Here is a 26,870-nt window from a genome sequence, read left to right as displayed (position 1 = left end):
GAATTTGTAGTTGGGTAACGCGAGTTGGCGGCTGTTTGTGCTTTTTTTTATTTTGATTTAATGGGTTGACCCAAACCTGGTCGGCTTTGTTATTTAGTGATAATTTTACTCGCTATTTTGTTCCCCGATTGTCTATTTCAATGTAGGGTGTGCCCGGGCGCACTTTACTCGATTTCAACTTAGGCGGCCCAACTTACTTATTAAAACTAAACAATACATGACTCGAACTCGGTGCTTAATTCTTCCTTTGTCACGGTTCCCCGTGCGACTCGCAGGACTAAATCGTATGCTCGATCGTCGGTCAAATTCAAAGTGCAACCATTCAAACGCAAAAAGGTATCCGCCACAGCAAAAGCCGATCGCTTGTTGCCGTCAATAAATGGATGATTCATCGCTATGTGATAGAGATAAGCAGCAGCTTGTGCGGCAATTGTCGGATGCAAAAGTTGACCGCCAAAAGTTGCTTGCGGTTGAGCCAACGCCGACTCTAACAAACCTTCATCTCTGACACCGGGAGTGCCGCCAAAGCTAGAAATTTGGTCGTCATGAAGTTCTAGCACTTCCTCTAAAGATAGAAATTTAGGAGTTTGCAAGGCGACGGTAAACCTCCTCTCGTTCTTTTTTAGATGCTAAATAGGCTTTCCAAACATCGCTTTTTTGGGCGTGAGTGCTGTGCTTTGTCTGTAATGTGAGGACAAACTCAAGCACTTCTTCCATTGCGGATTCTGGTACTCGATCTAGTTCTTGGAGAATCTGTTCTTTTGTAGTCATGTTTCCTCCTAATTACCTTACAACCAGTTTACAACTGATCTCGCCTTCTTAGTCCGCGGAGGCGGACTTTGTGTGTGTAGCCGCGGTTTCAACCGCCGGGTGATTTTTGATATTCTGGTTTATCTATGTAGTCGCGGTTTCAACCGCCGAGTTATCTTTGATATTTTGCCACCCATTCAACGATCGCCTCAGTCAGCCCGTCCAACGTATATTCCTGAGCTTCCACATCTAACTTGCCCAATAAATTATAGCAGCTTTTGGACGTTTCCGGGCCGATCGAGGCGATGCAAACATTTTCTAACCAATCCTCAGACAAAGACAATTCTGGGGTTTTTTCTATGAGATTGCAAAAGTTATGCACGGTTTTGGAACTGGCAAAGGTTATGATATTTACGGCTTGATTTTGAAGTGCTGCTAGGGCGATCGGAGCGATAGTTTCGGGACAGCAAGATTGGTAAGCTGGTACTTCGATTACTTGCGCTCCTTTGGTGGTGAATTCTTTAACTAAAACTTCTCTCCCGCCGCTTTCTACTCTGGGAAATAGAATTTTGGAGTTTTGCAATTTGTCTGGGAAGTTCTCGACTAGGGAGTCGGCGACGAAGTTGGGGGGAATAAAGTCTGGTTGTAGAGAGTGCGATCGCAAACTTTCTGCTGTTTTTTTGCCTACTACTGCGATTTTAATGCCACACAAGCTGCGCGCGTCTTTGCCTTTTGCTTGCAATCTTTCAAAAAAACAGTCTACAGCGTTGTGGGATGTGAGAATTAACCAATGAAAGCTTGACAATTGTGCGATCGCCCTGTCTAATGGTTCCCAAGTGGACGGCGCACCAATTACCAAGGCGGGCATTTCGATCGCGCGGGCTCCTAGTTGCTGGAGTCGATCGCTAAATTGACCCGACTGGGAAGCTGCGCGGGTGACTAAAATCGTTTTTCCGGCTAGCGGCTGGCTGTTGTTAGAAATGACTGGTGTAACGCTCATGTTTGTGTTTTCCGATCCGATTAAATATTCGCGCAATCTGACTACTTCTCCAATGACGATCGCGCATGGCGATAGAGATTGACCTGCTGTTTGCTGTACGATGTTGAACAGAGTTCCGATCCAGATTTTCTGTTCGGGGCGGCTGCAATCTCGGATAATGGCGATCGGTGTTTCGGGCGATCGCCCGTGTTTTTGCAATTGCCAAATTATCTCGCTTAAATTGCGCCCTCCCATCAATATTACCAAAGTTTCAATCTTCACTAATGCTTCCCATTCTAAAGCATCCGGTTCGTGCCCGCTCATCACTGCAAAACAGCGGCTCATCACCGGATCTGTGAGGGGAATGCCTGCTAGTAAAGGGGCGGCTAATACTGATGAAATTCCGGGTACTACTTCAAACTCACAGCCTGCTGTTATCAATGCTTGAATTTCGGAACTGGAGCGACCAAAAATAAACGGGTCGCCGCTTTTTAAGCGCACTATTTGTTTGCCTAACTTGCACTGTTCTACCAGCAATCGGTTGATTTCTTGCTGCTGGGTGGAAGGTTGTCCGCCGCGTTTCCCTACTTCTATTTTCCGACAAGTTACTGGGATTAATTCGAGTTGCGGGATGTCGATGAGAGCGTCGTAGATTAAAACTTCGGCTTGGGATAGCAGTTTGTGCGATCGTACTGTCATTAAGTCACAATCTCCCGGCCCCGCGCCGACTAGATAAACTTTTCCTTTTGGGTTTTTCATAAGTCATCCTCGATAGTATAATTTAAGGAAGAAGTCATTAGTCATTAGTCATTAGTCATTAGTCATTAGTCATTAGTCATTAGTCATTAGTCATTATTCATTAGTCATTAGTCATGTTTTGCTGTCCTCCCCAAGCTTTCCGTCCAACGTTATCAGGAAGAAGGAAGAAGGAAGAAGGAGCAATCATGAAATAACAAATAACAAATAACAAATAACTAATGCCCAATTCCCAATTCCCAATTCCCAATTCCCAATTCCCAATTCCCAATTCCCAATTCCTAACCAAAAATCCTATATTTATGCAGATTATCATCATCACGGCCGCCGATGCAAATTACTTTGAACTGGTGCGAGGCGCTATTTTATCGGTGCGGGAAAAATCAGAGGGTGCAAATGTGGCGATCGGCTTTTTCGATCTCGGCTCCACTCCCGAACAATTGCAGTGGCTGGAAACACAAGTTAATATCATTCAAAAACCTGATTGGGACTTTGACTTTCCCGGCAGAAATGAAGCCCCTCACTATCTCAAAGGACTTCTAGCGCGTCCGTTTCTGCGCCGCTACTTCCCCGGTTTTGACATCTACCTGTGGATAGATGCCGATGCTTGGGTGCAAGATTGGCAAGCTGTGGAACTGTTAGTTAAAGGCGCGGTAAAACGCGGTTTAGCAGTTGTTCCCGAATTAGACAGAGGCTATTATTTAGCTTACGGCAAACTGCCTTGGTATTGGGAATTTGTTTCCCGCGATTATCAAGCAGCTTTTGGCGAAGAAATTGCCCAACAGTTGCACAGCTATCCAACTATAAATGCAGGTATTTTCGCGCTGCAAAAAGATGCTCCTCACTGGGAATTATGGGCGGAATATCTGGGAGAGGGATTGCAGCGGCACGTTTCTTTGATGACTGACCAAATAGCTTTAAATCGGTTGGTTTACGGCACCCAAATGTTTGACAAAACAGAGATGCTGCCGGCTCGGTGCAACTGGAGCTGCAACTTTGGTTTGCCCGTCTGGGACAAGCAGCGAGCCTGTTTTGTGGAGCCGTATTTGCCGCACGGGGCGATCGGCATTCTGCACATCACCGGTCACAAGCACGACTTGGTAAAATTAGCAACAACAGACGGGAGTCAAATAGAAATTAGTCTCCGCTACCAACCGATACAACGGCCAGTATCTCCACAGTTAAAACCAACACAAATTACATTACCACCACAATCTGAAATGAACAACAATACTTTGTTACCCGCCGGAGATTACGTCTCGCCCGGATTGAAAATTATTCTCCCAGATGCGTACTTTCCCAACATGATTGTTGGGGATACTCAAACTTGTTCGTGGCCCTACCTGCGCCGGGAAATTCAGCACAATTGGTATGTCGATCGCCGCGCTAATTCAGTCGGATTTCTCAGCCGCGACGAAGCACATATTCTGTACAATACAGCCCTGCAATTTTCCGGAAATAAAGCCTTAGAAATCGGCTGCTGGCTGGGATGGTCTGCTTGTCACTTAGCCCTAGCAGGAGTTGAATTAGATGTAATCGATCCGCTGTTAGAAAGAGATGATATCAGACAAAGCGTCATCGATTCAATTCAAGGCGCTCTCAATGCGTCTGGCGTGCAAACTTCCGTGAAGCTAGTACCCGGTTACAGCCCCCAAAGAGTTGAACAATTAGCAAAAGATTTAAACCGCAAATGGTCGTTAATTTTTATTGACGGAGAACATGAAGGTGAGGGGCCGTTAAATGATGCTATTGCGTGCGAAAAATTAGCAGAAGAAGATGCAATAATTTTGTTTCACGACTTAGCTGCGCCCGCTGTCGCGAAAGGTTTGAATTACTTGAAACAAAGGGGATGGCATACTGTAATTTATCAAACAATGCAAATTATGGGTGCAGCTTGGCGGGGCAATGTCGCGCCGATCGAACATCAATCAGATCCGAATGTTTCCTGGAATTTGCCAGCACATTTGCAGGGTTATTCAGTTAGCGGTATTTCAGTTATGCTAAAACAGAACTTGCCACCGCTACAACAGGAAAATTTGCATACAATTATTGAAAGTAGCAAATCGTCAGTGCAAACTTCTCCTGAAAACTTTAAAAATATTTTGTCAATTGTGCGTCCCTACACACTGCTTAGCGAATCGAGACTGTTTTCTCTGTATTGTTTGACAAAGCAAATATGTGTGGAAGATTTGCCGGGAAATTTTGTAGAATGCGGAACTTGCAAAGGCGGTTCCGCAGCATTAATGGCATTTGTAATTAAACATTACAGCCGCCGTCCGAGAGTGCTGTATGCTTTTGATACGTTTGAAGGAATGCCGGCACCTACCGAGATTGATAAACATCAGGGAATACCTGCAAATCTTACCGATTTTGGCGAAGGAACTCTCAAAGCTGCAATTAGTGAAAATTTGGATAAAATTTGTGAATTACTGCAAGTTAGCAATATTGTGATACCGGTTAAGGGATTATTCGCCCAGACTTTACCAAAATACAAGTCAGCAATAGGAAGTATTGCGTTTCTGCACGCTGATGGAGATTGGTACGAGTCAACAATGGAGATATTTAATACGCTTTATGACAGCGTGATTGTTAACGGTTTAATTCAAGTGGATGATTACGGGCATTGGGAGGGCTGCAAGCAAGCAGTACACGATTTTGAGAAGATGAAAGGCGAGTCATTTTCGCTGCATACCATTGATGAAACAGGAGTGTGGTTTCAAAAGTTGAAATGATATTAAGATTAGACGGCGGTTGAAACCGCGCCTACACAAACAAAACCCGGATGGTGCGCGGGTTGAAGATGAGGCGGTTAAAATTAGGCTACCTTCTTCAGTCCGCGTCGGCGGACTACCCTTCGGGAAGGCTAACGCCTACGTTTGTATAGACGCGGTTTCAACTATACGTCCGATCTTAATTTCTTCGTCCGCGGAGGCGGACATCGTTTGTGTAGACGCGGTTTCAACCGCCGTCTGATTTTCATTTGACTATCTCAAGTTTAGTATAACATCAAGAAAACGCTTAACCTGTTTTTCCCAAGTCCAATCGAGCATAAAATTCGCCGCAGCTAAACCTCGACGTTTCGCTTCTTCGCGATTAGTATAAACTTGGTCCAAAGCATCAACAACTTCTGCAACCTCAGACTCTCCCCAGCCTTCTACACCGGGAAAATGAGCAGTCGGTTTAACTCGTCCCTGATGCGATAAAGGATAGCAAATATTGCTGTAAATCAAGTCTAAATGACCAGTATTTGCTGATAAAATAGTCGGAATTCCGCAGGCCATACTTTCCATTGCGACTAAATTAGTGCCACCTTCGCAGCGGTTGGTGAAAACAGCGCAGTCGGCTTCTCGCAAAATTTGTCCTGAGAGGTGATTGGGTATTAAGCCGATGTCGATAAAAGAGTCAACTGGTAAACCGTTGGCTGCTAACCATTGGGAAATTCCTAAAATTCCGTCGCGGTTGATATTAGGAAATCCCGCAACGTTTCCGGTTTGTTCCATTCCCAACATATATTGAGGCCAAAAGTTGTGCCAAGCTGTTAGTAACAGCGCTTCTGGATGTTTGGCGCGAAATTGTTTGAAAGCGGCAATTACTATGTCTTGGCCTTTGCGATATTCTAGTTTGCCACCGGAGAAGATGACGAAGCGATCGCCAAATAGATTAGATTTGGGTGCAGGATGGAAAATTGTCGGGTCAATTCCTTGATTTACCATCGCCACATTCGTTAAGCCGCAGCTTCGCAAAACATCGGCATTCCAGTTAGAACCGGCGACAATTACGCTATATTTTTTGGCTTTTTCTAGTGCTTCTGCTGTGATGCGCGTGTCTTCAAAAAAGATGACTCCTACTTGACAAGCGCTGGTAATTTGATTTTCAACTCCAGACGAAACTAAATTATTACCCAAACCGTAAAGTACGGGAAAGTTGCAAGCGATTTGTTTGTCAGAATTCGCGGTTACTAATTCTTGAAAATCTCTCTGCTTTTCTATTAGGGGCAATAACAGCGATTTGTGCAGCGGATTGAGCGATTCTGAGGTGATGGATGGCGGTGCTAAAAGTGCTACTTCCCAGGCAGGATTTCGCAGCAGTTGCAGTGTTAAATTCATGCCGTAAATTCCCCAGCCGCTGGTGATGCTGAGCGGCCAACTGATGCCGATTCCTGTTGTTTGTGGCTGGATTTCTGGGGGTTGAATTTGAGGGGGGGGGATTCGTCGAGGCAGAGCCTCTGCACCTGCATTACCAGGCAGAGCCTGGTAACGAGTAATTAGCTGTTCTAGGGCTGCTTTTACCCGATCGCCCACGCCATCCCAATCGCCCGGTTTTTGCTGGCGAAACAACCGCACAGTGGGATACCAAGGGCTATCTTCGCGATCGAGCATCCACCGCCAATCGGCCACAAAAGACAGCAAAATCCACACCGGTTTCCCCAACGCACCGGCTAAATGCGCCACAGAAGTATCGACGCAAATTACTAAATCCAGTTGGGAAATAATCGCTGCAGTGTCCGCAAAATCAACGCAATGTTTGCTCAAATCTTGAACTTGCTGTTGATTTAATAAAGCGTAATCCCTCGCTGGCAAATCTTTTTGCAAGCTGTAAAAACTCGCTCCCGGAACATCTAAAAACTTCACAAAATCGCTCAACTTACAAGAGCGATCGTTGTTCTTGCGGTGCAGAGGCCCGCCCGCCCACACAATACCTACTTTTAGCTGATTGTTTGGTTCTAAAGAAATTTTACAATCCTCTGGCGCAGCTAAATAAGGAATATTTACAGGCATATTTTCCAAAGTCGTTCCCAGAATTCGGGGCAAACTCATCAGCGGCGCTTGTACTTGAAAATCTGGCAAATCAGGCGGCTTTGTTGCTACAATATCTATCCCTGCAACTTTTTCAAACAAACGCTTCAGCGACAGATGACAAGCCACAATAACTTTGCCACCTTTTTGCTTAACTAAAGGCGCGTAGCGGATAAAATGAATCGTGTCGCCCAAACCTTGTTCGGGGTGCAACAATATTGTTTTTCCCTGCAAATCGGAACCGTCCCAAAGCGGCTGCTCGAAATATCTGGGTTCCAATTCTTGAGTTTGCCAGCGCGATTCGTAATCCGCAAAACCGCGCTCAAATTTTCCAGTTAAAAGCAAAGCTAAGGCTCGTCTCAAACGCCAATTTGGTGATTCTGGACATAGTTGAATTGCTTTATTGTAGAATTCGATCGCCTCTGCGACTTTTCCCTGTTCTTCGAGGGCGGAACCCAAGTATAAGTTGGTTTCGCTGAGATTGGGATTTGTTTCTAGGGCTTTGTTGTAGTGGAAAATAGCCTCAGCTATTTGCCCGTTTTCCTGTTTGAAATAACCTAAATAACTGTGGGCTCCTGCGTGGTTGGGCGAGGCGACAATTACCTGTTCGTAGCGAGCGGCTGCTTCGGCTTGTTTCCCTTGTTTTCGGAAAGCATTTGCTATGTGAAAATCCACATCAACTGCTGTCAGTTTTTGGGCAGAGACGAGACTGGGCGATGGCGATGTTTCACTCGCACTCAAGGATTGTGTTAACTCTTGCAAAGCTATTTTTACCCGATCGCAAACTCCATCCCAATCCCCCGGTTTTTCCTGGCGAAACAACCGCGCCGTCGGATACCAAGGGCTATCTTCGCGCTGCAACATCCACCGCCAATCCGGCGTAAAACACAGCAAAATCCATACCGGTTTGCCCAAAGCACCGGCTAAATGCGCTACAGCAGTATCAACAGAAATTACTAAATCCAGTTGCGATATCACCGCCGCAGTATCAGCAAAATCGTTCAAATTTTCGCTCAAATCTATTACGGAAGTTTGACTTAACAAAGTAAGATCGCCCGCCGATAATTCTTTCTGAAGACTGTAAAAACTTACGCCCGGAATATCGAACAATTTCAGAAAATAGCTTAAATAACTCGATCGCACAAAATCCTTCAAATGTTCCGAACTTCCCGCCCACACAATCCCCACTTTGAAATTGCGATTCCCTACGGGATAGCTGCGCTTCACGGAATTTAGGGAAAATTGCCAATTCGGCGGCGCTGCTAAATAAGGAACATTTGTCGGTATATTTTCTAAAGTTGTTCCCAGAATGTGCGGCAAACTCATCAGCGGTGCTTGCACTTGAAAATCGGACAATTCGTCGATCCGCACCGCCACTTGTTCGATGCCAGGAATCTGCTTGAACAAACGCTTGAGTTCTTGATAGCAAGAAAGGATGACTTTGCCGCCTTTTTGCTGCACGATTGCCGCGTAGCGCACAAACTGAATTGCGTCACCCAAACCTTGTTCGCAGCGCAGCAAAATAGTTTGTCCGTGCAAATCTGAACCGTCCCAAATCGGCCGATCGAAATTCAACCACTGTATGTTTTTTGCTTGATCGGTTTGCCAGCGCCATTCGTACTCTGCAAAACCGCGAAGCAAGTCACCTGTTAACAGCAGCGCCAAGGATAAATTGAAGTGAGATTTTGCACAATTTTCATCGAAACTAATAGCTCGATTGTAACAGAAAATTGCCCGGTCTACTTCGTGATTTGCTTCTAAAACAGTGCCTAAATTATTCAGCGCTTCTACATAATTTGGCTGTAAGGCTATGGCTTTTTCTAAGCTAACCGAAGCTCGATCGAATTGGTGCCTTTCTAAGAACCAATTTCCTAGATGATAATGCCCTGATGCGCTGTCAGGTTCTATCTCAATTGACAGACAATAAAGACGTTTAGCTTCTTCTAGCTGATTTGTTGCTTGCATTGCCGCGCCCAAATTTACGATGGCAGGCACGTAATTGGCATTGATGGAAAGTGCTTGATTAAAACAGGCGATCGCCTTTGACAACTCGCCCTCCTGCTGGAGTGTCGCGCCGAGATTGTTGAGAGCTTTGACGTAAAGGGGATTTAGGGCGATCGCCTTTTGGAAACAAGACATAGCATCGTCTATACGGCCCTGAGTTTGCAGAAAAATACCAAAGTTATTTTGGGATAGAGCGCAGTTTGGGTCGATTTCGATTGCGCGCTGATAATATGTTGCAGCACCTGTTAAATCGCCTGTTTGGTGCAGCGCAACCGCTAAATTGGTGGCAGCTTCGATCGAATTCGGGCAGCTAACTAAAGCATTTTCAAAATACGCGATCGCCTCGATGAATTTTCCTTGCGACTTCAGCAGATTTCCCTGCTCGAACTGTTGCTTAGCCAATTCAATATTTGGCTGAATTTCTATTACTCCTCGTTCTTCCTGATGCTGAGCAACTCTTTCTCGGAGCGCCAAACCAACCGCTTCTAAAACTCCTTCCCAATCTTGCGCTGTTGACTGGCGAAACAGTCTCGCCGTCGGATACCAAGGGCTATCTTCCCGTTCCAACATCCACCGCCAATCCGGCACAAAACACAGCAAAATCCACACGGGTTTGCCCAAAGCACCGGCCAAGTGCGCCACAGAAGTATCTACCGAAATGACTAAATCCAGAGCCGACATTGCGGCTGCTGTATCGGCAAAGTCGTGCAAATAAGAGCTTAAATCTGTAACAGGCATTTGCTCCAACAAAGCGCGTTCTGCTGCTGTCATTTCCTTTTGCAAACTGTAAAAATTTGCTCCGGGAATATCTAATATTTTGGCGAACAAATTGAGCGGAAACGATCGCACTTTATTTTGTGAATTGTTAGTATTGCCACACCAGACAATCCCTACTTTTAAATTAGCAGTTTGACCAAAATTAAATTCCCCGCCGGGAGGCGGAGCTAAATAAGGAACCCGGGCGGGTATATTTTCTAAAGTTGTTCCCAGAAGGTGCGGCAAACTCATGAGGTGCGCGCGAACTTGAAAATCCGGCGCAGCTTCTGGACTAATTATCAACCGATCGATTCCCGCAACTCGTGCAAACAAGCGCTGCAAGTGCGGCAAACACCAAACAATTACCCGGCCGCCTTTTTGCTTGACTAATTCTGCGTAGCGGATAAATTGAATTGCATCGCCTAAACCCTGTTCCGGGCAAAGCAAAATTGTTTTTCCATTCAAATCTTTGCCGTCCCAAATCGGCTGGAGAAAGTTGTATTGCGGGAACTGTTTTTTTTCAACTACTAGCCGCGATTCGTACTCTGCAAAACCACGTTTAAAATCTCCAGACAGCAGCAATGCTAAAGCTAAATTTAGGTGAGATTCGGGGTTGGCGATATTGAATTCAACTGCTCGATCGTAATAGTTGACAGCATCTGCAAATTGTCCGCTTTGGTGCAGAATGTTTCCCAAACCGTTGAGAGAATTGACATAACCGGGTTTGAGTTCGATCGCCCGATTGTAACAATCCATCGCCTCCGCCGTTTTTCCCGCTTCCTCAAAAGCTTTAGCGAGATTGTTCAAAGCTTCGGGAAAGTCGGGTTTCAGGCTCAAAGCTTGCTGGTAGCAGGCGATCGCATCTTGAATTTTACCTTGTTTGTGCAGGACAATTGCCAGATTGCAGCGAGCGGCGGCACTGGCGGGAAATTTCTCAATCGCTTGCTGGCAAAAGGCTAGAGCCTCATCTAACTTATCTTGGTTTGACAGCCAATTCCCAAAAGCCAGATCGGTTGCTGCCAAATCCGGCTGCAGCGCCAGAGCTCGTTCGTAATAGGCGATCGCATCTGCAACTCGGCCCTGCCGGATCGAGGCGTATGCTAAGTTGTGCAAAGCGTCGCAATAATTGGGATCGAGCTCGATCGCCCTTTCGTAATTCGCGATCGCGCGATCGTAATCCGCGCCCGCTTCCTCCCCTTGTTTCTCCAAAGCAATTCCCAAATTCAAATAAGCCGCCGCGCAATCAGGATTGACTTGAATCGCTTGCTGGTAAAGCGAGCAAGCCTCACCCACATTCCCTTCTTCTTCCCGCAGCAGCCCCAAATTAATCATCGCTTCGGCGCAATTCGGGTTCAAAGACAGCGCCCGCTGGTATTGTGCGATCGCCTCTGCATTCTCCCCTGCTTCCGCCAGGGCGCTGCCCAAATTGCTCGCAGTTTCCGCCAAATTCCCGTCGATTTCTAGCGCTTTTGCGTAGTGCGCGATCGCCTCTGTCAAGCGCCCGCTTTGCTGTTTGACAACGCCTAAATTGCTGTGGGCGGCGGCGTAATTTGGATCGATCCGTATCGCCCGCTCGTAACATTCGATCGCACCGCCAAAATTGCGCTGCATCTGCAAATCTCTGCCAGAGCGAAACTCTGCATCCGCCGCCGGCCCAGGTGCAGCCTCAACCAGGCGGCCCAGAGATTGCGCCACCCGGTCAAAAACGCCCTCCCAGTCGCCCCGCTGAGCCTGCCGGAACAGCCGCGCCGTCGGATACCAAGGACTGTCTTCGCGCTCCAGCAGCCACCGCCAATCCGGCGAAAACGCCAGCAAAACCCACACCGGTTTGCCCAAAGCCCCCGCCAAATGGGCGACAGCGGTATCCACGGCTATGACTAAATCCAATTCGGCGATCGCAGCAGCAGTATCCGCCAAATCCCCAAAATGCGGGCTCAAATCGACGATCGGAGTTCGATCCAACAGCGCGCGATCGGCCTCGGAAACCTCTTTCTGCAAGCTGTAAAAACTTACCCCCGAAACGTCCAAAAGCGGCAGAAACTGACTTAAACTGCAAGAACGCTGCATATTTTTGCGGTGTTTGGGATTCCCCGCCCAGACAATCCCAACTTTCAAATTGCGATCGGGCAAAAGCCCAAATTCAGCACCCGAATTCCCAGATAAATAAGCAGTATTTGCCGGAATTGTTTCCACCGTTGTACCCAAAACATAGGGCAAACTCAACATCGGCACTTGCACGTCAAATTCCGGCAGCGGCTCGCCTCTAACTATTAGCAAATCAATCCCCTCAACCGTTGCAAACAAACGCTGCAATTGCGGGTAACAGCCAACAATTACCCTGCCGCCTTTATTTTTGACAATCGCAGCGTAGCGCACAAACTGAATCGAATCGCCCAAACCTTGTTCGGCGTGCAGCAAAATAGTCTTTCCCTGCAAATCGGAACCATCCCACAGCGGCCGGTATTCTCTAGCCGCCACTGTATTTCCCGGCCCAGCCAAAAAACAGGAATGACCGATTTTAAATTCATTAATTTTCCAGCGCCACTCGTACTCCGCCAGACCATTTTCCAAATCTCCCGCCAACAGCAAAGCCAAGGACAAATTGAGGTGAGCGCTAGCATGATCTGGATTCAAAACAATCGCCCGTTTGTAGCAGGCGATCGCCTCTTCTACCGCGCCTTTTTCCAGAAAAGTCCTGCCTAAATTGTTAATAGCTTCCACAAAATCCGGCAGCAATTCTAGAGCTTTGTGATAATATTCTAGGGCATCTTCTAAATTGCCCTGTTCTTGCAAAACAGTTGCCAGATTGTTGTAAGCTTCCCAACTGTGCGGGTGAATTTCCAGCGCCCGCCGGTAGAGGTTAACCGCCTCTAAAAGTTTGCCCTTTTCTTGCAGCGCCACCGCTAAATTTATCAGTGCGGGTACGAAATCTGGATCGGCGACGAGGGCTTGTTCGTAATGTGCGATCGCCTCTGCGACTTGACCTTGTTCCTCAAGAATCTTTGCCAAATTGTAAGCTGTTTGAGGAATATTTGGATCGAGTGCCAAAGCTTCTCGATAATGCGGGATAGCTGCATCTAACTCGCCACTTTCTTGCTTGAGAAAACCAAAATTAATCCGGGCTTGCACGCAAGTTGGATCGAGAATTATGATTCGTTCGTAAACGGCGATCGCCTCTTGCTTGTCGCCTGTTTCCATCAACTTTTCGGCTTGCCGCAACATCTCCTCTAAAACAACCGAATTATCCCCATTAGCCGCCCTAGTAATAGATGTCTCAATCCCTGGTAATTGCTTGACTGCGGAGCGGTTTCCCAGCACTTCGCCCGCTGTTAAAAAGATTTTTTGGCTGTCCTCAACCGAGCTTGCGTTTGTCATTTCCAGCGCCGCAGCATCGACTGTCTTTGCGAGGGACAAATTTTCCGCACCATCCTCAGAATAACTAGCAGAATTGGCGATCGCCAACAAACTCAAAGCAGCCTGCACATCCTGAAACAATTCTTGCCAATTGTGCGGCTGACTTTGACGGAAAAGCCTAGCAGTTGGATACCAAGGATTGTCTTCGCGCTCCAGCAGCCAGCGCCAGTCAGGAGCAAAAGAAAGCAGCACCCAAACCGGTTTTCCCAAAGCACCAGCCAAGTGCGCGACAGAAGTATCGACACTAATCACCAAATCCAGTTGAGATATAGCAGAAGCCGTATCAGCAAAGTCGTTCAGGTGCGGGCTCAAATCCGGCACTAAGTGATGGTTGAGCAAAGCGCGATCGCTCTCGGACAAGTTTTTTTGTAAACTATAAAAAGCAATTCCCGCCACATCAAAAAACGGAATAAAATCGCTCAAACTGCAAGATCGCTGATTGTCTTTCCGCCTGGTTGGATTCCCAGCCCATACAATTCCCACCTTAAATTTGGCATCAGAAGCTAGCGCAAATTTGCACTCAGCAGGCGGAGTCAAATAAGGAATATTTGCGGGAATTGTTTCGAGAGTTGTCCCCAAAATTCTGGGTAAACTCATCAGCGGTGCGTGAACGTCAAATACTGGTAAATCCTCAAAACTCACTGATAAATATTCAATGCCGGCAACTGTCGCAAACAACCGCATCAGTTCTGGATAGCAAGCCACGATGACTTTAGCGCCTCGGCTGCGAAGAATCGGCGCGTAGCGGATAAACTGAATCGAATCGCCCAAGCCTTGTTCGACGTGCAGTAAAATAGTTTTAGAATGCAAATCTGAACCATCCCAAAGCGGCTGTTGAAATTGCCTCGGTTGTAGTTGCGGAGTGCGCCACCGCCACTCGTATTCAGCAAAACCGCGCTGATAATCTCCGAACAACAGCAAAGTCAAACCAAATTCGAGGTGTGCGGTGGCGTTGTTTGGCTGCAATTCCAAGGCTCGACGGTGACAGTAAAAAGCCTCTTGAAAATTTCCTAAATCCACCAATGCGTGTCCGAGGTTGTTAATTGCATCCACGAAGTCTGGCTTGAAGCTTAATGCTTGTCGGTAGTGGTCTATGGCAGCTTTTGTATTGCCTTGTTCGTGGTAAAATGCTCCGACATTGTTTTGCGCGTCGGGATTTTTCGGTTCTATTTCTAAAGCTTGCTGGTAGCAGTTGAAAGCTGCGGCTAATTTACCTTGTTGCTGCAAAACTCTGCCCAATCCTAGCAGAGAATATGTCAATTTAGGATTTATTTGTAAAGCGTGCAAATAACAGGCTGCAGCAGCGTTTAGTTGATTTTTTTCTGTAAAAATTTTTCCTAAATTGTGGGCGGTTTCAACCAGGTTTGGGTCGAGTTTGAGCGCTGCTTGGTAATATACAATTGCCCAGTCTGTTTCGCCTTGTTGCTGTTTGAGCCAGCCCAATTTATTGCAGGCGAGTGCGGAATTTGGCTGTATTTTGATAACTTGTTCGTAACTAACGATCGCCCTTTGATATTCGCCAACATCCATCAAAACATGGGCTTTGTTTAAATGTGCTTCTACAAAATCGGGGTTTTGGGCGATCGCGCGATCGTAAAAGTCGATCGCCTCAGCAACTTTTCCCTGCTGTCTAAGCGCTATTCCCAACAAACAAAGCACGTTTGCTGAATCCGGCTGGACTTCTACGATTTGCCGGTACAAACTCTCAGCTTCTAACAAACGTCCCGCTTGGTGATGTTCCCACGCTATTTGCAAACAGTCTTCAGCACTCAGTTTGACGGCAGATTTTTGCAGTTTTTTCTTAGAAGCCATAGTTATAGTTATTTTTATTGTTTGGGAGTGCGCTAACTTGTAATTACCAACTGATTCTAATTTGTTAACTATTCCTTCCTTTCTTCTTCCCTTAAAGTATTTCTTCGGAGAGCTTTCGCACCAAAGTGCGGAATCTTGCTACAAACCAGAAATATATCCAAGCCAGCGGGAATTTCGCAATCCTAAAAAACCCTTCTTAAACACTCTATATGCTCCTTCCTCCTGATAACTAATAACCAATAACCAATAACCAATAACCAATGACTAATGACTAATGACTACTGACTTCTACCCTAACAAACAAGCTGCTGGAAAAATCAGATATTCTAAGAAAAACAACTTCCAGATAAACTGATAAAAATCAGCAATTTCTTTTTGCTCGTCCAAATCAACTTTCGCGCTCCAAAACCACATCAAACCCAAAGCCGCCAAATGAGAAACCGCCAGAAATACTAAATTAACATGAGACAAAACAATGACTCCCGCCACAGTCGCGCCCAAATAGCAAACAGTCAACACCCAGCGAGACAAATTAAAGACGGCAGGCTTGCCCAGCTCAATCGTAAACGTAGTAATATTGTATTGCTTGTCGCCTTCCATATCGGGGATATCTTTGAAAATGGCGATCGCAAAAGTAAACACCACCACAAACACCGTCAGCACCCAAACTTCCGCAGGAATCGCAAAAGACACACTATCCAAACTCCAGCCGGAAAAAGCGCTTTTCGCCCTTCCCAAACCCAAAACCCAATTAAAGTGCAAAAACAGCCCTAAATTGACGATCGCCCCCCGCACCGTAAAAATGCACAGCGCCGCCCAAAAAGGAAACCGTTTCAGCCGAATTGGCGGCAGAGAATAAGCAGTCCCGATCGCCAAACTAACACCAACTGTACCCAGCAAAAACGGCCCTTGCAAAACAGCAGTCAAAATTGCCACAATTCCCGTTACAGCTACAATTAATTCCCCAGTTTTTCGAGAAAACGCTCCAGAGGCGATCGGCAAATACGGCTTATTAATCTTATCAATTTCAACATCTTCTAACTGGTTCAATCCCACAATATAAATATTGCCGCAAATGCAAGCCAACCAAGCACAAGCTAAGGGCAAAAATATAGGATTCACAAACAGTTGTGCGCTTTGGGCGATCGCGTACAAAGCCATCACGCTCAACGTAGTCCCCACAATAGTGTGCGGTCTAGAAAACTCCCAAAACGCCCTCACCCAGCTTTGCGGAGCCGAGCCATCTTTATCTTTATCAATCCAAGACTTACCAATCGAATCGTTGCCCATAAATCCTACAAACGCACCAGAAATAATATTAAGTAAGGTGGAAATTATCCACCTTAATTGAACTTGTCGCCAGAAATATCATCGACCGAACCCTCTTCCTTCTTCCTGATGACGTTGGACGGAAAGTTCGCGGGGGGACAGCACTAATGACTAATGACTAATAACGGCAGGAGGGCGGGCCCGCACCATCCACCGCCCCTACTGACTAATGACTAATGACTACTGACTAATGACTAATGACTAATGACTACTGACTACTGACTACTGACTAATGACTAATGACTAATGACTAATGACTAATGATTTATTTTACAGCACAAATCAGCCCGAAACGAATCAATCCGCTCGCATATCCCCGGCTCATCAATCCGAGAGCAAGTGCAGCTTGAATCGTCGTCCAACCGCTCGTCAGCAAACCCCAAATTGCGCTCGGAGTCAAAGCAGAATCGATCACCACATCCCAAAACGGAGCAACTGCTTTTGACCAATCAGCGCTGCGAATATTTGTAAAAGGCAAACTGCGGACAATTTCCTCATATTCCGGCAAAGAAATCACGTAAGGCAAAGCATAAACCCGGTAAATTTCTGCCAATTCCTTTCTCTCTGCATCAGTTAGTTCTCCCGCCGTTTCTCCCACCGGGCGGTGACACCAAGTTGCTAACATCAAAGTTCCTCCCGGCTTGAGCACGCGACAGCATTCCTGCAAAAACTTAATTTTGTCGGGCATATGTTCGCCGCTTTCGAGGGACCAAACTAAGTCGAAGGACTCGTCAGGAAAAGGCATATTCAAAGCATCTGCTACTAAAAAGTTAACATTGCTTTCGAGTCCTGCAATTTTAGCGCGTTCAGTCGCTCTGTTGGCCTGTACCGGACTCAGGGTGATGCCGGTGGCCATCACGCTAGCGCCCGTTTTGTTTTGTTCGGTCGATCGCCCAAAATCTCGATCGACCCCACCATCCGACTTTAAATTATTTTGGGCGATCGAACTAAACTTTTGAGTCAAATAAAGCGTGCTACCGCCGATTCCGCAACCGACATCCAAAATGCGGTAAGGTTCGCAGAGTGCCTTCTCTGACGGTACTCCAGCCTCGCCGAGCAATTCTTCGATCAAATCTATCTGAGCTTGTCGGCGCTCTTTTTTCAAATTCCCATCCGCGCCGTAGTAACCGTGGTGCATATGTTCGCCCCACACCTGTTCCCACAAACCGCTAGAAGCGTCGTAGAGTTCCTGAATTTGCTGGTAAAGTGTTGATGTCATCGCCAGATCGCAAGTTATTAAAGGAATTCTACCGTTATTTTCCCGATGTTGTCATAGAATTTTGCGATTTTGTGCGATCGGTCGATCGGCATTCCCCAGACCGAGATATCCTTATTTATACCCCTGGATAGATTTGTCGGTTTCCTCTCAAATCGAAAAATCTAAAATCGATTTGTCGATTCCCTCTAAAATCTAAAATCTACAATCTCAAATCTCAAATATAAAACCTAAAATCGAATGACTGTCTCGCGAACCATTTGCTTGGGCTTTCTCACCGTCATCGCCGCAGGTGCTCTACTACTGATGATGCCCTTTTCCACAATCGATGGAACTTGGAACGATCCCATCACAGCAATCTTCACCTCGACTTCCGCTGTTTGCGTCACAGGCTTGTCGGTTGTGGATGTCGGAAAATATTACTCTTTTTGGGGCCAACTGTGCCTACTTTTGCTCGTGCAAATAGGAGGCTTGGGCTACATGACAGCCACCACTTTCTTGCTGCTGTTATTAGGCCGCCGCTTTGGCTTAAAAGACAAAATTGCCCTGCAACAATCTCTCGATAAATCCGGGCTGGCCGGCGTAGTGCAACTCGTGCAGTCAATTCTAGCAACAACCGTTTTGTTTGAATTAACAGGAGTCTTTTTGCTGATGTCGGTTTTCGTCCCAGAATACGGATTTAAAGAAGGTATGTGGTTTGCCGTATTTCACAGCGTTAATGCCTTTAACAACGCCGGCTTTAGCCTCTACTCAGATAGTTTTAGCCGCTACATCAGTTCGCCTGTAATTAACTTGACAATCGGCGGTTTGATCGTAATTGGGGGCATCGGCTATCAAGTAATGATGGAAATGTACCTGTGGCTGCGCGCTCGCTTCAACAAAAGCCCGGTATGCACAGTTTTTTCCCTAAACTTCAAAGTCGTTACCAGTACAACTGTTGTCCTTTTACTTTTAGGAACGCTAATTTTTTTGGTGCTGGAATACAGCAACCCAGCAACTTTAGGCCCTCTCAACATTCCGCAAAAAGTGGTGGCAGCTTGGTTTCAATCTGTTACTTCCCGCACCGCCGGATTTAATACAATTGACATTGGCAAAATGAGCGACGCCGCGCTATTTATGACGATCGCCCTAATGTTTATCGGTGCCAGTCCCGGCAGCACCGGCGGCGGCATCAAAACCACAACTTTTAGGATATTGTTTAGCTGTACCGCAGCAGTTCTCGAAGGCCAGGAAGATGTGCAGTGCTATCAGCGTCAAATCCCGCCAGCAATGATTTTGAAAACAATTAGTGTAGTCTTCGGTTCCCTGTTAGTCGCCTTCACCTCTGCAATTTTAATTCAGCTAGCCAATCCCGAACTAGAATTTCTTAAAGTGCTGTTTGAAGCAGTGTCAGCTTTTGCCACTGTCGGTCTTTCCACAGGGATTACAGCCCAGATTTCATTGGTCGGCAAGTTGGTTTTAATTGCTACAATGTACGCAGGTCGGGTTGGCGTGCTCCTGCTGATGAGTGCCGCTGTCGGCGACCCCAAACCCAGAGCTTTTAAATATGTTGAGGAAAGTTTGTTGGTTGGATAAAAAATTCCTGCCTTGTTGCTGATAATCTAAACAATGGGTAACAACCCAAATCAACTTTTACTATTTAGTCAAAAATCAAAAGGAGGCGGCGCTGTCTCTGCCAAAATTTAAAAAGCAAGACGCCCAGCGCTGGATATTCAGTGAACCTGTCATCTTTAAATTTTTTTCGCGGTTTGCGCGCCGAAAACAAGCAGTTTGCAGTTATTGGTTTGGGACGCTTCGGCAAAGCTGTATGTTCGACTCTGCACAGCTTGGGTTACGAAGTCCTCGGAATTGACACCGACGAAAAAAAAGTAACTCAAGCTTTGAACGATCGCATTGCGGCTCACGTTTTGCAGTTAGATTCTACCGAACCTAATGCTCTGCGAGCAGCAGGGATATTTGAATTTGAAACAGTGATTGTGGCGATCGGCAATTACCTAGCAGAAAGCATTACCACCACCCTAAATCTTAAGGAAGGCGGAGTAACTCACGTAATAGCTAAAGCTTCCTCGGAAACTCACTTGAAAATTTTGAAAAAAGTCGGCGCGGATCATGTGGTTTTTCCCGAACGAGAAATGGGCGACTCTTTGGCCCGCATTCTTACAAAACCCAGCATTCTAGAACGCTTTGACCTCGACCCAGATCACAGCATAGTTGAGTTGCTCGTTCCTGAAAAGTTTGACGGTAAAACTATCTCCGATTTGGAGCTCCGGCGCAGGTACGGTTTGAACTTGCTAGCAGTAGGTCGCACCGACAAGTTCGAGATCAATCCGCAGCCAAACCAACGCTTGAGCAAGGGCGAAGTGATGGTAGTAATTGGTTCTAATAAAGATATCAATCGCTTGCCAATTTAACAGCTCGCCATTTGACTTGTTCCACAGGTAGGGTGCGCGCCGCGCACCTTATATTATGTCCGCTCCAACCGCAAACTTTATGTTCTAATTTTTAACCGAAATATCTAAAATGAATTTCACCAATGCTGGGGTTGTTTCCGTCGCTGATACCTCCTCTGAAAATATAGCGAAAATTTCTACAAAGTAGCAGCACCCGACGATCGCACTCCGGCAAATCTAGGGGCGACCGTCCTACAAATTTAACCTGCATTCAAAATATTCTGCAGGTAAGCTCTGCCCAAAACCAGCACCGCCAACATTAAACCGAGTTCAACAGGCCAAGGACAAACTGCCACCAGCCAAATTAACGAACACACTCCAACAATTGCAGCTAGGGGAGCCGGAATCCCGTCTAGCGTTCTGTTGTCAGTCCGGGAACTCACCCACCAAGCAATCAAGCAGATTGTTAACGGAATCAAGTAACTTGCGATCACGATTTGTACCTCATTAATTTTTGACATTGGAAATATCAGCATATTGTAACGATACATCAAAAATTCGGCAATGAACCGTTAATTGCGATATGATACAAGGTTAATGAATTAATATTCTCAAGCAAGAGTTTGTTGAATTTTTAGCGGACGGTCTCTCCCAAGGCAGAATTAAGTCGGAATCAGGTAGAATTGGCGGATTTTTAGGTGTGGATAACCGATAAAAGCTTCTACCTCGATATGAATTGCGATCGGCCCAGCTCTGCAAGTTATACTGATGATTGCAGTCAGTTACTGTAGAGCGTCAATCAATGCAGGGCAAATTTTTTCGCAAGCCAGAACCAGAAAACAGCGATCGCGTCCCTCCGGGTCAATACCTCGCCAACGGCTTTCCCGTGCTGACTTACGGCGATACACCCTCCGTCAGCATAGAGAGTTGGGAATTTAAAGTTTGGGGATTGGCAAAACCAAAAACCTTCACTTGGTCAGACTTCCAGGCCATGCCCCAAAGCAACTTTACTGCCGATTTTCACTGCGTCACCCGGTGGTCAAAACTCGACGTGCAGTGGACTGGAGTCAAAGTCACAGACTTCATGAACTGTGTAGAATTCGACCGATCGGCTCTGTACGTCCTCGAACACTGCTACGGTGGCTACACAACTAACATCGCGATCGCCGACTTGATCCGAGAAGAAAACTTTTTTGCCCACACCGTCTTCGGCGAACCCCTATCCCCAGACCACGGAGGCCCGATGCGGCTGGTAGTGCCCCACCTCTACGCCTGGAAAAGCGCGAAATGGATTAACGGCCTAGAGTTTACAGAAGCCGAACAACTCGGTTTTTGGGAACGCAACGGCTACCACCGCAGGGGCGAACCTTGGGCCGAGGAACGCTACAGCGGTTTGTTTTGATGCGGTCGATCGCGATTCGGGCTGGTTCAGGTCTTATATAGTATTTATTTGTTGAGGCGGCAATCGGCTCTTTGACAGCTTCAGCCTGCGTTCATCCCCTGTCGATCGCATCTTTGGGCTTTCTCACCGCGCCGACACCCTTAAATTGAACCAAAATAAGTAAACTAAGGCGATCGTAGCTTGTACGTAATTTGCCCGATAGATCGACTACTTGCACTCCCCTACACAAGTCCCAAAACAACAAAGATTCCCAGTTTCTGGTTAATATAAAGCTTTTTCAACTCTCCGTTGGCGCGCGTCTCCCCGTGTTTATACGTAAGTGTTAGCTGTCGATCGCCCGGACGGTGACTAAAATAAAAAATCAGCATAAATCAGACCCAAATAAAATTGGCAGTACCACGACTCCCGGCTTGCTACAGCAAGGTTTCAAGCCACAATAGTTATAATTATTTTGTGTGCTTTTAAGGAGCGATCCCCCAGAATGCCAATGGGACAGACAGCATTTGTAAAGGATGTGTAAAGCCTTCATAAAGAGTCTGTCAAAATTAACCTCAAGTGCCACAAACACCAAAAAGTGTTGCATAATAAATATATTGAAGTAGTAGCACAAGGCAAAAGGAATCAGATTGTCAGTAACTCTTGGCTCAAGCCACTGAGCTTGGTCGCGAGAAATCGAGCAAGCTATACTGACCAGCCTAAGTCTTAACTGACTACGTTATTTAGGTCACGACACCAGGCGAATGCGACGCTAGTTCCCTGCTCTGTCATTTGCAGTTAAACAGTCTTAAAGTCACTGAGACAGTGCTGCAAGTCTAACAAGCCTTTATAACCTTGGCGAAGCTAACTTTACCCCAGAAATGGGAGTTTGAGGCAACCATACCTCATCGGAGAGGTTAATTAAATTCCCTCTCCGACCCCGAAAGGGGATTCAAGGCGATTGAAATCGCCGAGCCGTTTTCCTCTCAGAACTGAAGTCTCTGAGTTTCCCACTTACCGAGCTTTTTTTATGAATACCAAAATTTTATCCGCCTTAACAGCTACCGCAGCCGTCACAGCTATGTTGGGCGCAGCAGCTCCAGCTCATGCCTTCTCCTTTGGTGCCAACGGCATCAGTTTCGCCCAAGACCAAGAGGTCGAATTTAACTTCCTAGAGTCTCACGGTGCGTATACCTCCTCTTTGGGCATCTACCAAGTAAACAACTCGGTGGCATCTCTAGTGAGCACGCTGTTCTCGGAAACTAAATCCTCAGACAACGGTGGCGCCAACGAATGGAGAGGAACCTCCGGCAATACAGTCGCTTCAGGCCTCGTAAGGTTCACCTTCCTGGCCAATCAAGTTTACACTTTGGGACTCAGCAGCCTCTACTATGGCAATAGCGCCGGCACTGTCTACTCGACCTCAGCCTTGAACGGTGGCAGCCAGCAAGCCGTGTTTGGCGGGTCGTCACTTTTTGGCGCACTCAACCTAGAAAAAACGAACAAATTCGGAGCGGCTGGAAGTTTCACAAACGGACTAACTTCTCTGTTTGACAAAGGCTTTGGCACAACAATCTCCTTCGACGATCGCGGCAACGGTAACGACACAGACTTCCAAGACTTCACCGTGACAGCAGAAGCAGTTCCCGAACCCATGACAATGACTGGTTTGGCTCTAGGCTTGGGCGGATTAATTGCAGCACGCCGTCGCCGCGCTAGCAAAGCAGCTTCCTAATTGTGTTTCAACGGGGACGACCGACTACATTCCGTTTAACAAGCAATCATATAACCGGCAGGCGCGCTGATAGGAAATCGGCTCGCCTTTTGCTTGAATGAAGAACAGAAATGGCAGCCGTCATTCGATTTTAGATTTTAGATTTTAGATTTTGGATTGATCCCACGGATCGAGGATCGGGCTTGAGGATTTTAAATTTTAGATTTTGGATTGATTCGGCGGATCGATCGCGTGGCGGGTACTGTCAAGAAATTCGCTTGTCAAGCGTGAAGTCGGAAGCAAGGGGGTTTTTTCCACTCTCCCAATCTCCCAATCTCCCAACTCAAAATTCAAAACTCACTCGCACTCAAGTGTTCGATCGAACAAATTCATCGTTACGGGTTGAGGAATTTTCCAGCATATTCCAGGTCGATCGAGTAGACACTCCTAACCCGGTTTCTTGACAGTTATCGCCGGATAACTAATGTTCTAGAAACCCGGTTTCTCTGTACGCTGCACCTACATCGAATATGCTGTATTTATTAATATATTTAAAGAACGCCGCGCTGACAAAAAAGATTGATTCCGCCCGATATCGAAATTGTCTGCCAAAGTTAAATATCCCAGATCCATCTGTGGAGTAAATCTCTGATTGTTCAATTTTTTAATCTAAAATCCACTGACTCTGCTGTGCTGGTGAACCCCGGCTGCGATCGCAAATTGGTCGATCGAACAAAATCAAAATTTAAGATTAGCAGCGTGCAGGGCGATCGAATAAAATCCCAGCACTTGCCCGCAGATAGGTAAATCTGCTAAAACTAACAGAGTTTGATGATTTCTGGAAAATAACATACATGGTAGCTACATCCGTCAAGATTAAACACGAAGTAAAAGACTTGTCCCTCGCCCCCTTGGGGAAGCAACGCATCGAGTGGGCTGCCCGGGAAATGCCAGTTTTGCGGCAAATTCAAGAACGCTTCGCTAAAGAAAAGCCCTTCGCAGGCATCCGTATTTCAGCTTGCTGCCACGTAACCACAGAAACAGCCCATTTGGCGATCGCCCTGAAAATGGGCGGCGCAGACGCTGTACTCATCGCTAGCAACCCCTTAAGCACCCAAGATGACGTAGCCGCTTGCTTAGTTGAAGACTACGGCATTTCCGTCTTCGCCCTCAGAGGAGAAGACGCGGCTACCTACGAACGGCACGTTAACACAGCCCTCGACCACCGCCCCAACATCATCATCGACGACGGCAGCGACGTAGTAGCAGCCCTGATCCAGCACCGCCCGAACCAAATTGCCGACTTGATCGGAACCACCGAAGAAACCACCACCGGCATCGTGCGCCTGCGGGCCATGTTGAAAGACGGCGTGCTGACTTTCCCCGCCATGAACGTCAACGATGCCGACACCAAGCACTTCTTCGACAACCGCTACGGCACCGGTCAATCTACCCTAGACGGCATTATCCGCGCTACCAACATCTTGTTGGCCGGCAAAAATATTGTGGTTGCAGGTTACGGCTGGTGCGGCAAAGGCACGGCACTGCGCGCCCGCGGCATGGGCGCTAACGTAATTGTTACCGAAATCGATCCGATTCGGGCGATCGAAGCAGTGATGGACGGTTTCCGCGTCATGCCAATGGACGAAGCCGCAAAAGTCGGCGATATCTTCATCACCGTTACCGGCAACAAACACGTCATCCGTGCCGAACATTTCGACACCATGAAAGACGGCGCAATGGTTTGCAATTCCGGTCACTTTGACATTGAAATCGACCTCAAATCCCTCGGCGCAAAAAGCACCGGCGTGAAAACAGTTCGCTCTTTCACCCAAGAATACCGCCTCAACAATGGCAAGTCGGTTATTGTCTTGGGCGAAGGCCGTTTGATCAACTTGGCAGCAGCCGAAGGACACCCCAGCGCCGTCATGGATATGAGCTTTGCCAACCAAGCCTTAGCCTCCGAATATCTAGTCAAAAACAAAGGCAAGTTAGAAGCAGGAATTCATTCAATCCCTGTTGATGTTGACAAGGAAATTGCGCGTCTCAAATTGGAAGCAATGGGAATTCACATTGATACCTTGACAGCCGAGCAAATTGAGTACACCAACTCCTGGACTTCGGGAACTTAATCATAGTATTCTCGTTCCCGGATTCTGCCTGGGAATGAATAGGCGGAGGCTCTGCATCCCTGGTTCGCAGTCGAGGCAGAGCCTCTATATATGCGTTCCCAGGCTCTTCCGGGGAACGAGCAATACAGTCAACGGTCAACAGTCAACAGTCAACAGTCAACAGACTCATGACTTCTTCTTACCAAATTATTAAATCAAAATGGTTGAATGGATAACTAACACAATGCAGTCGATGGGCTATCTGGGAATAGGCCTATTGATGTTTTTAGAAAACCTTTTCCCGCCCATACCCTCAGAATTGATTATGCCGCTGGCAGGATTCACAGTGTCGCAAGGCAGAATGGATTTTTTACTGGCGATCGCAGCAGGTACGATAGGCACTGTTTTAGGAGCACTTCCCTGGTACTATGCAGGTAAATTATTGAGCGAAGAACGCTTGAGTAATTTAGCCGACAAATACGGCAAGTGGATCGCAGTATCGGGCGCCGATATTGACAAAGCAAATAGATGGTTTAACAGACACGGCAACAAAGCCGTATTTTTGTGTCGCCTAGTACCGGGAGTTCGTACCCTGATTTCGCTACCGGCTGGCATCAACAATATGTCTTTAATCCCATTTTTGCTTTATTCAACAGCAGGCACAATTTTGTGGGTAAGCTTCCTGACTTTTGCCGGATATAAACTGGGTGCAAATTACGACCTTGTAGATGAATATCTGGCCCCGGTTTCTAAAATAGTTGCTGTGACTATTGTCATTGGCTTTATTTTGTGGGTTGTCAAGAAGAATATGCAGAAGGAAAAATATCGCAAATAAACCCATAAATCTTCAAAATAATCAGCGTTAATCAGCCGTCAAAAAAAATCACCATTGTGACTTGCTTCAACGATGTCCCGAACAGTAGCGCTGAAAAATAGATGGGCATACTTGAGAGAAACTTCTGCTATCTTGGCTACTTTATTAAATTTAGTTGGAAATTGCCATCGCCAGCTTGTGACAGCCATCGCTTCTTCCTTATTCCTGATGACGTTGTACGGAAAGCTCGGAGGCGACAGCACTGATTACTGTTGACTGTTGACTGTTGACTGTTGACTGTTGACTGATGACTGTTGACTGTTGACTGATGACTGATGACTGTTGACTGTTGACTGTTGACTGTTGAGTGTTGACTGTTGACTGTTGACTGTTGACTGTTGAGTGATGACTGTTGACTGATGACTGTTGACTGTTGACTGTTGACTGTTGACTGTTGACTGTTGACTGATGACTGATGACTGTTGACTGTTGACGCTTGAGGGCGGGCACTCTTGGCATCGCCCCTACTGACTGATGACTGTTGACTGATGACTGTTGACTAATGACTAATGACTGATGACTAATGACTAATGACTAATGACTGATGACTAATGACTTCTGGTATAATCGTGGCAAAATAGGGAACATTGC

Annotated in this window: 16 protein-coding genes; 7 read left to right on the top strand and 9 right to left on the bottom strand. The window is 46.6% G+C overall.

Annotated elements, in window-relative coordinates:
- Nucleotides 1-206: 206 nt before the first annotated feature.
- The 3 genes from WBA89_RS24995 to cobA all read right to left on the bottom strand — a co-directional run bounded on the left by WBA89_RS24995 (nucleotide 207) and on the right by cobA (nucleotide 2,488).
- Nucleotides 207-593, bottom strand: coding sequence for a type II toxin-antitoxin system death-on-curing family toxin (locus WBA89_RS24995; protein ID WP_424410227.1), 387 nt, complete (start codon nucleotides 591-593; stop codon nucleotides 207-209).
- Nucleotides 580-771 (bottom strand): DUF2281 domain-containing protein, encoded by a 192-nt coding sequence (locus WBA89_RS24990; RefSeq protein ID WP_424410225.1) that lies wholly within the window; start codon nucleotides 769-771, stop codon nucleotides 580-582. Before WBA89_RS24990 ends, WBA89_RS24995 begins: the two co-directional genes overlap by 14 nt.
- Before the next feature lie 151 nt (nucleotides 772-922).
- Nucleotides 923-2,488: a uroporphyrinogen-III C-methyltransferase gene (gene cobA, locus WBA89_RS24985; RefSeq protein ID WP_424410223.1), complete on the bottom strand. Its 1,566-nt coding sequence runs from the start codon at nucleotides 2,486-2,488 to the stop codon at nucleotides 923-925.
- A 218-nt stretch (nucleotides 2,489-2,706) separates the two neighbouring features.
- Here cobA and WBA89_RS24980 point away from each other — a divergent pair, with 218 nt between their 5' ends.
- Nucleotides 2,707-5,217, top strand: coding sequence for a class I SAM-dependent methyltransferase (locus WBA89_RS24980; RefSeq protein ID WP_424410222.1), 2,511 nt, complete (start codon nucleotides 2,707-2,709; stop codon nucleotides 5,215-5,217).
- A gap of 252 nt (nucleotides 5,218-5,469) precedes the next feature.
- Here the strand turns inward: WBA89_RS24980 and WBA89_RS24975 are convergent, their stop codons facing one another.
- The 3 genes from WBA89_RS24975 to WBA89_RS24965 all read right to left on the bottom strand — a co-directional run bounded on the left by WBA89_RS24975 (nucleotide 5,470) and on the right by WBA89_RS24965 (nucleotide 17,815).
- Entirely contained in the window at nucleotides 5,470-15,267 is a 9,798-nt protein-coding gene (locus WBA89_RS24975) for a tetratricopeptide repeat protein (RefSeq protein ID WP_424410221.1), read from the bottom strand.
- A gap of 288 nt (nucleotides 15,268-15,555) precedes the next feature.
- The gene (locus WBA89_RS24970; protein ID WP_424410220.1) at nucleotides 15,556-16,557 is read right to left on the bottom strand and encodes a homogentisate phytyltransferase; all 1,002 of its coding nucleotides are present in this window, start codon (nucleotides 16,555-16,557) and stop codon (nucleotides 15,556-15,558) included.
- A 304-nt stretch (nucleotides 16,558-16,861) separates the two neighbouring features.
- Nucleotides 16,862-17,815 (bottom strand): methyltransferase domain-containing protein, encoded by a 954-nt coding sequence (locus WBA89_RS24965; protein ID WP_424410219.1) that lies wholly within the window; start codon nucleotides 17,813-17,815, stop codon nucleotides 16,862-16,864.
- Nucleotides 17,816-18,052: 237 nt separating this feature from the next.
- Here WBA89_RS24965 and WBA89_RS24960 point away from each other — a divergent pair, with 237 nt between their 5' ends.
- Both WBA89_RS24960 and WBA89_RS24955 read left to right on the top strand, forming a co-directional pair.
- On the top strand, nucleotides 18,053-19,387 hold the full coding sequence (locus WBA89_RS24960; protein WP_424410218.1) for a TrkH family potassium uptake protein: 1,335 nt from the start codon (nucleotides 18,053-18,055) through the stop codon (nucleotides 19,385-19,387).
- 140 nt (nucleotides 19,388-19,527) lie between these two features.
- Entirely contained in the window at nucleotides 19,528-20,223 is a 696-nt protein-coding gene (locus WBA89_RS24955; RefSeq protein ID WP_424410217.1) for a potassium channel family protein, read from the top strand.
- A 91-nt stretch (nucleotides 20,224-20,314) separates the two neighbouring features.
- Here WBA89_RS24955 and WBA89_RS24950 read toward each other — a convergent pair whose 3' ends face one another.
- Both WBA89_RS24950 and WBA89_RS24945 read right to left on the bottom strand, forming a co-directional pair.
- A complete protein-coding gene (locus tag WBA89_RS24950; RefSeq protein WP_424410215.1) occupies nucleotides 20,315-20,473 on the bottom strand; it encodes a hypothetical protein in 159 nt (52 codons plus the stop codon).
- Nucleotides 20,463-20,723: a hypothetical protein gene (locus WBA89_RS24945; RefSeq protein WP_424410213.1), complete on the bottom strand. Its 261-nt coding sequence runs from the start codon at nucleotides 20,721-20,723 to the stop codon at nucleotides 20,463-20,465. The genes WBA89_RS24950 and WBA89_RS24945 overlap by 11 nt, the downstream gene beginning before the upstream one ends.
- A gap of 281 nt (nucleotides 20,724-21,004) precedes the next feature.
- Here WBA89_RS24945 and WBA89_RS24940 point away from each other — a divergent pair, with 281 nt between their 5' ends.
- The 4 genes from WBA89_RS24940 (at nucleotide 21,005) to WBA89_RS24925 (ending at nucleotide 26,240) form a co-directional block, all read left to right on the top strand.
- Complete coding sequence (locus tag WBA89_RS24940; protein WP_424410211.1) at nucleotides 21,005-21,604, top strand: sulfite oxidase-like oxidoreductase; 600 nt, start codon at nucleotides 21,005-21,007, stop codon at nucleotides 21,602-21,604.
- 1,006 nt (nucleotides 21,605-22,610) lie between these two features.
- Nucleotides 22,611-23,315 carry a PEP-CTERM sorting domain-containing protein gene (locus WBA89_RS24935; protein ID WP_424410209.1) on the top strand — a complete coding sequence of 235 codons (705 nt, stop codon included), beginning with the start codon at nucleotides 22,611-22,613 and terminating at the stop codon, nucleotides 23,313-23,315.
- An 833-nt stretch (nucleotides 23,316-24,148) separates the two neighbouring features.
- Nucleotides 24,149-25,426: an adenosylhomocysteinase gene (gene ahcY / locus WBA89_RS24930; protein WP_424410207.1), complete on the top strand. Its 1,278-nt coding sequence runs from the start codon at nucleotides 24,149-24,151 to the stop codon at nucleotides 25,424-25,426.
- A gap of 199 nt (nucleotides 25,427-25,625) precedes the next feature.
- A complete protein-coding gene (locus tag WBA89_RS24925; RefSeq protein WP_424410205.1) occupies nucleotides 25,626-26,240 on the top strand; it encodes a DedA family protein in 615 nt (204 codons plus the stop codon).
- Nucleotides 26,241-26,438: 198 nt separating this feature from the next.
- On the opposite strand, the gene WBA89_RS24920 is transcribed toward WBA89_RS24925, so the two are convergent.
- A complete protein-coding gene (locus WBA89_RS24920; protein ID WP_424410203.1) occupies nucleotides 26,439-26,738 on the bottom strand; it encodes a hypothetical protein in 300 nt (99 codons plus the stop codon).
- Nucleotides 26,739-26,870 lie beyond the last annotated feature (132 nt).

This window comes from Microcoleus sp. (assembly GCF_049646505.1).
Lineage (GTDB): Bacteria > Cyanobacteriota > Cyanobacteriia > Cyanobacteriales > Microcoleaceae > Microcoleus.
The sequence above is the reverse complement of the archived record's forward strand: the minus strand, read 5'-3'. Positions and strand labels throughout refer to the sequence as shown.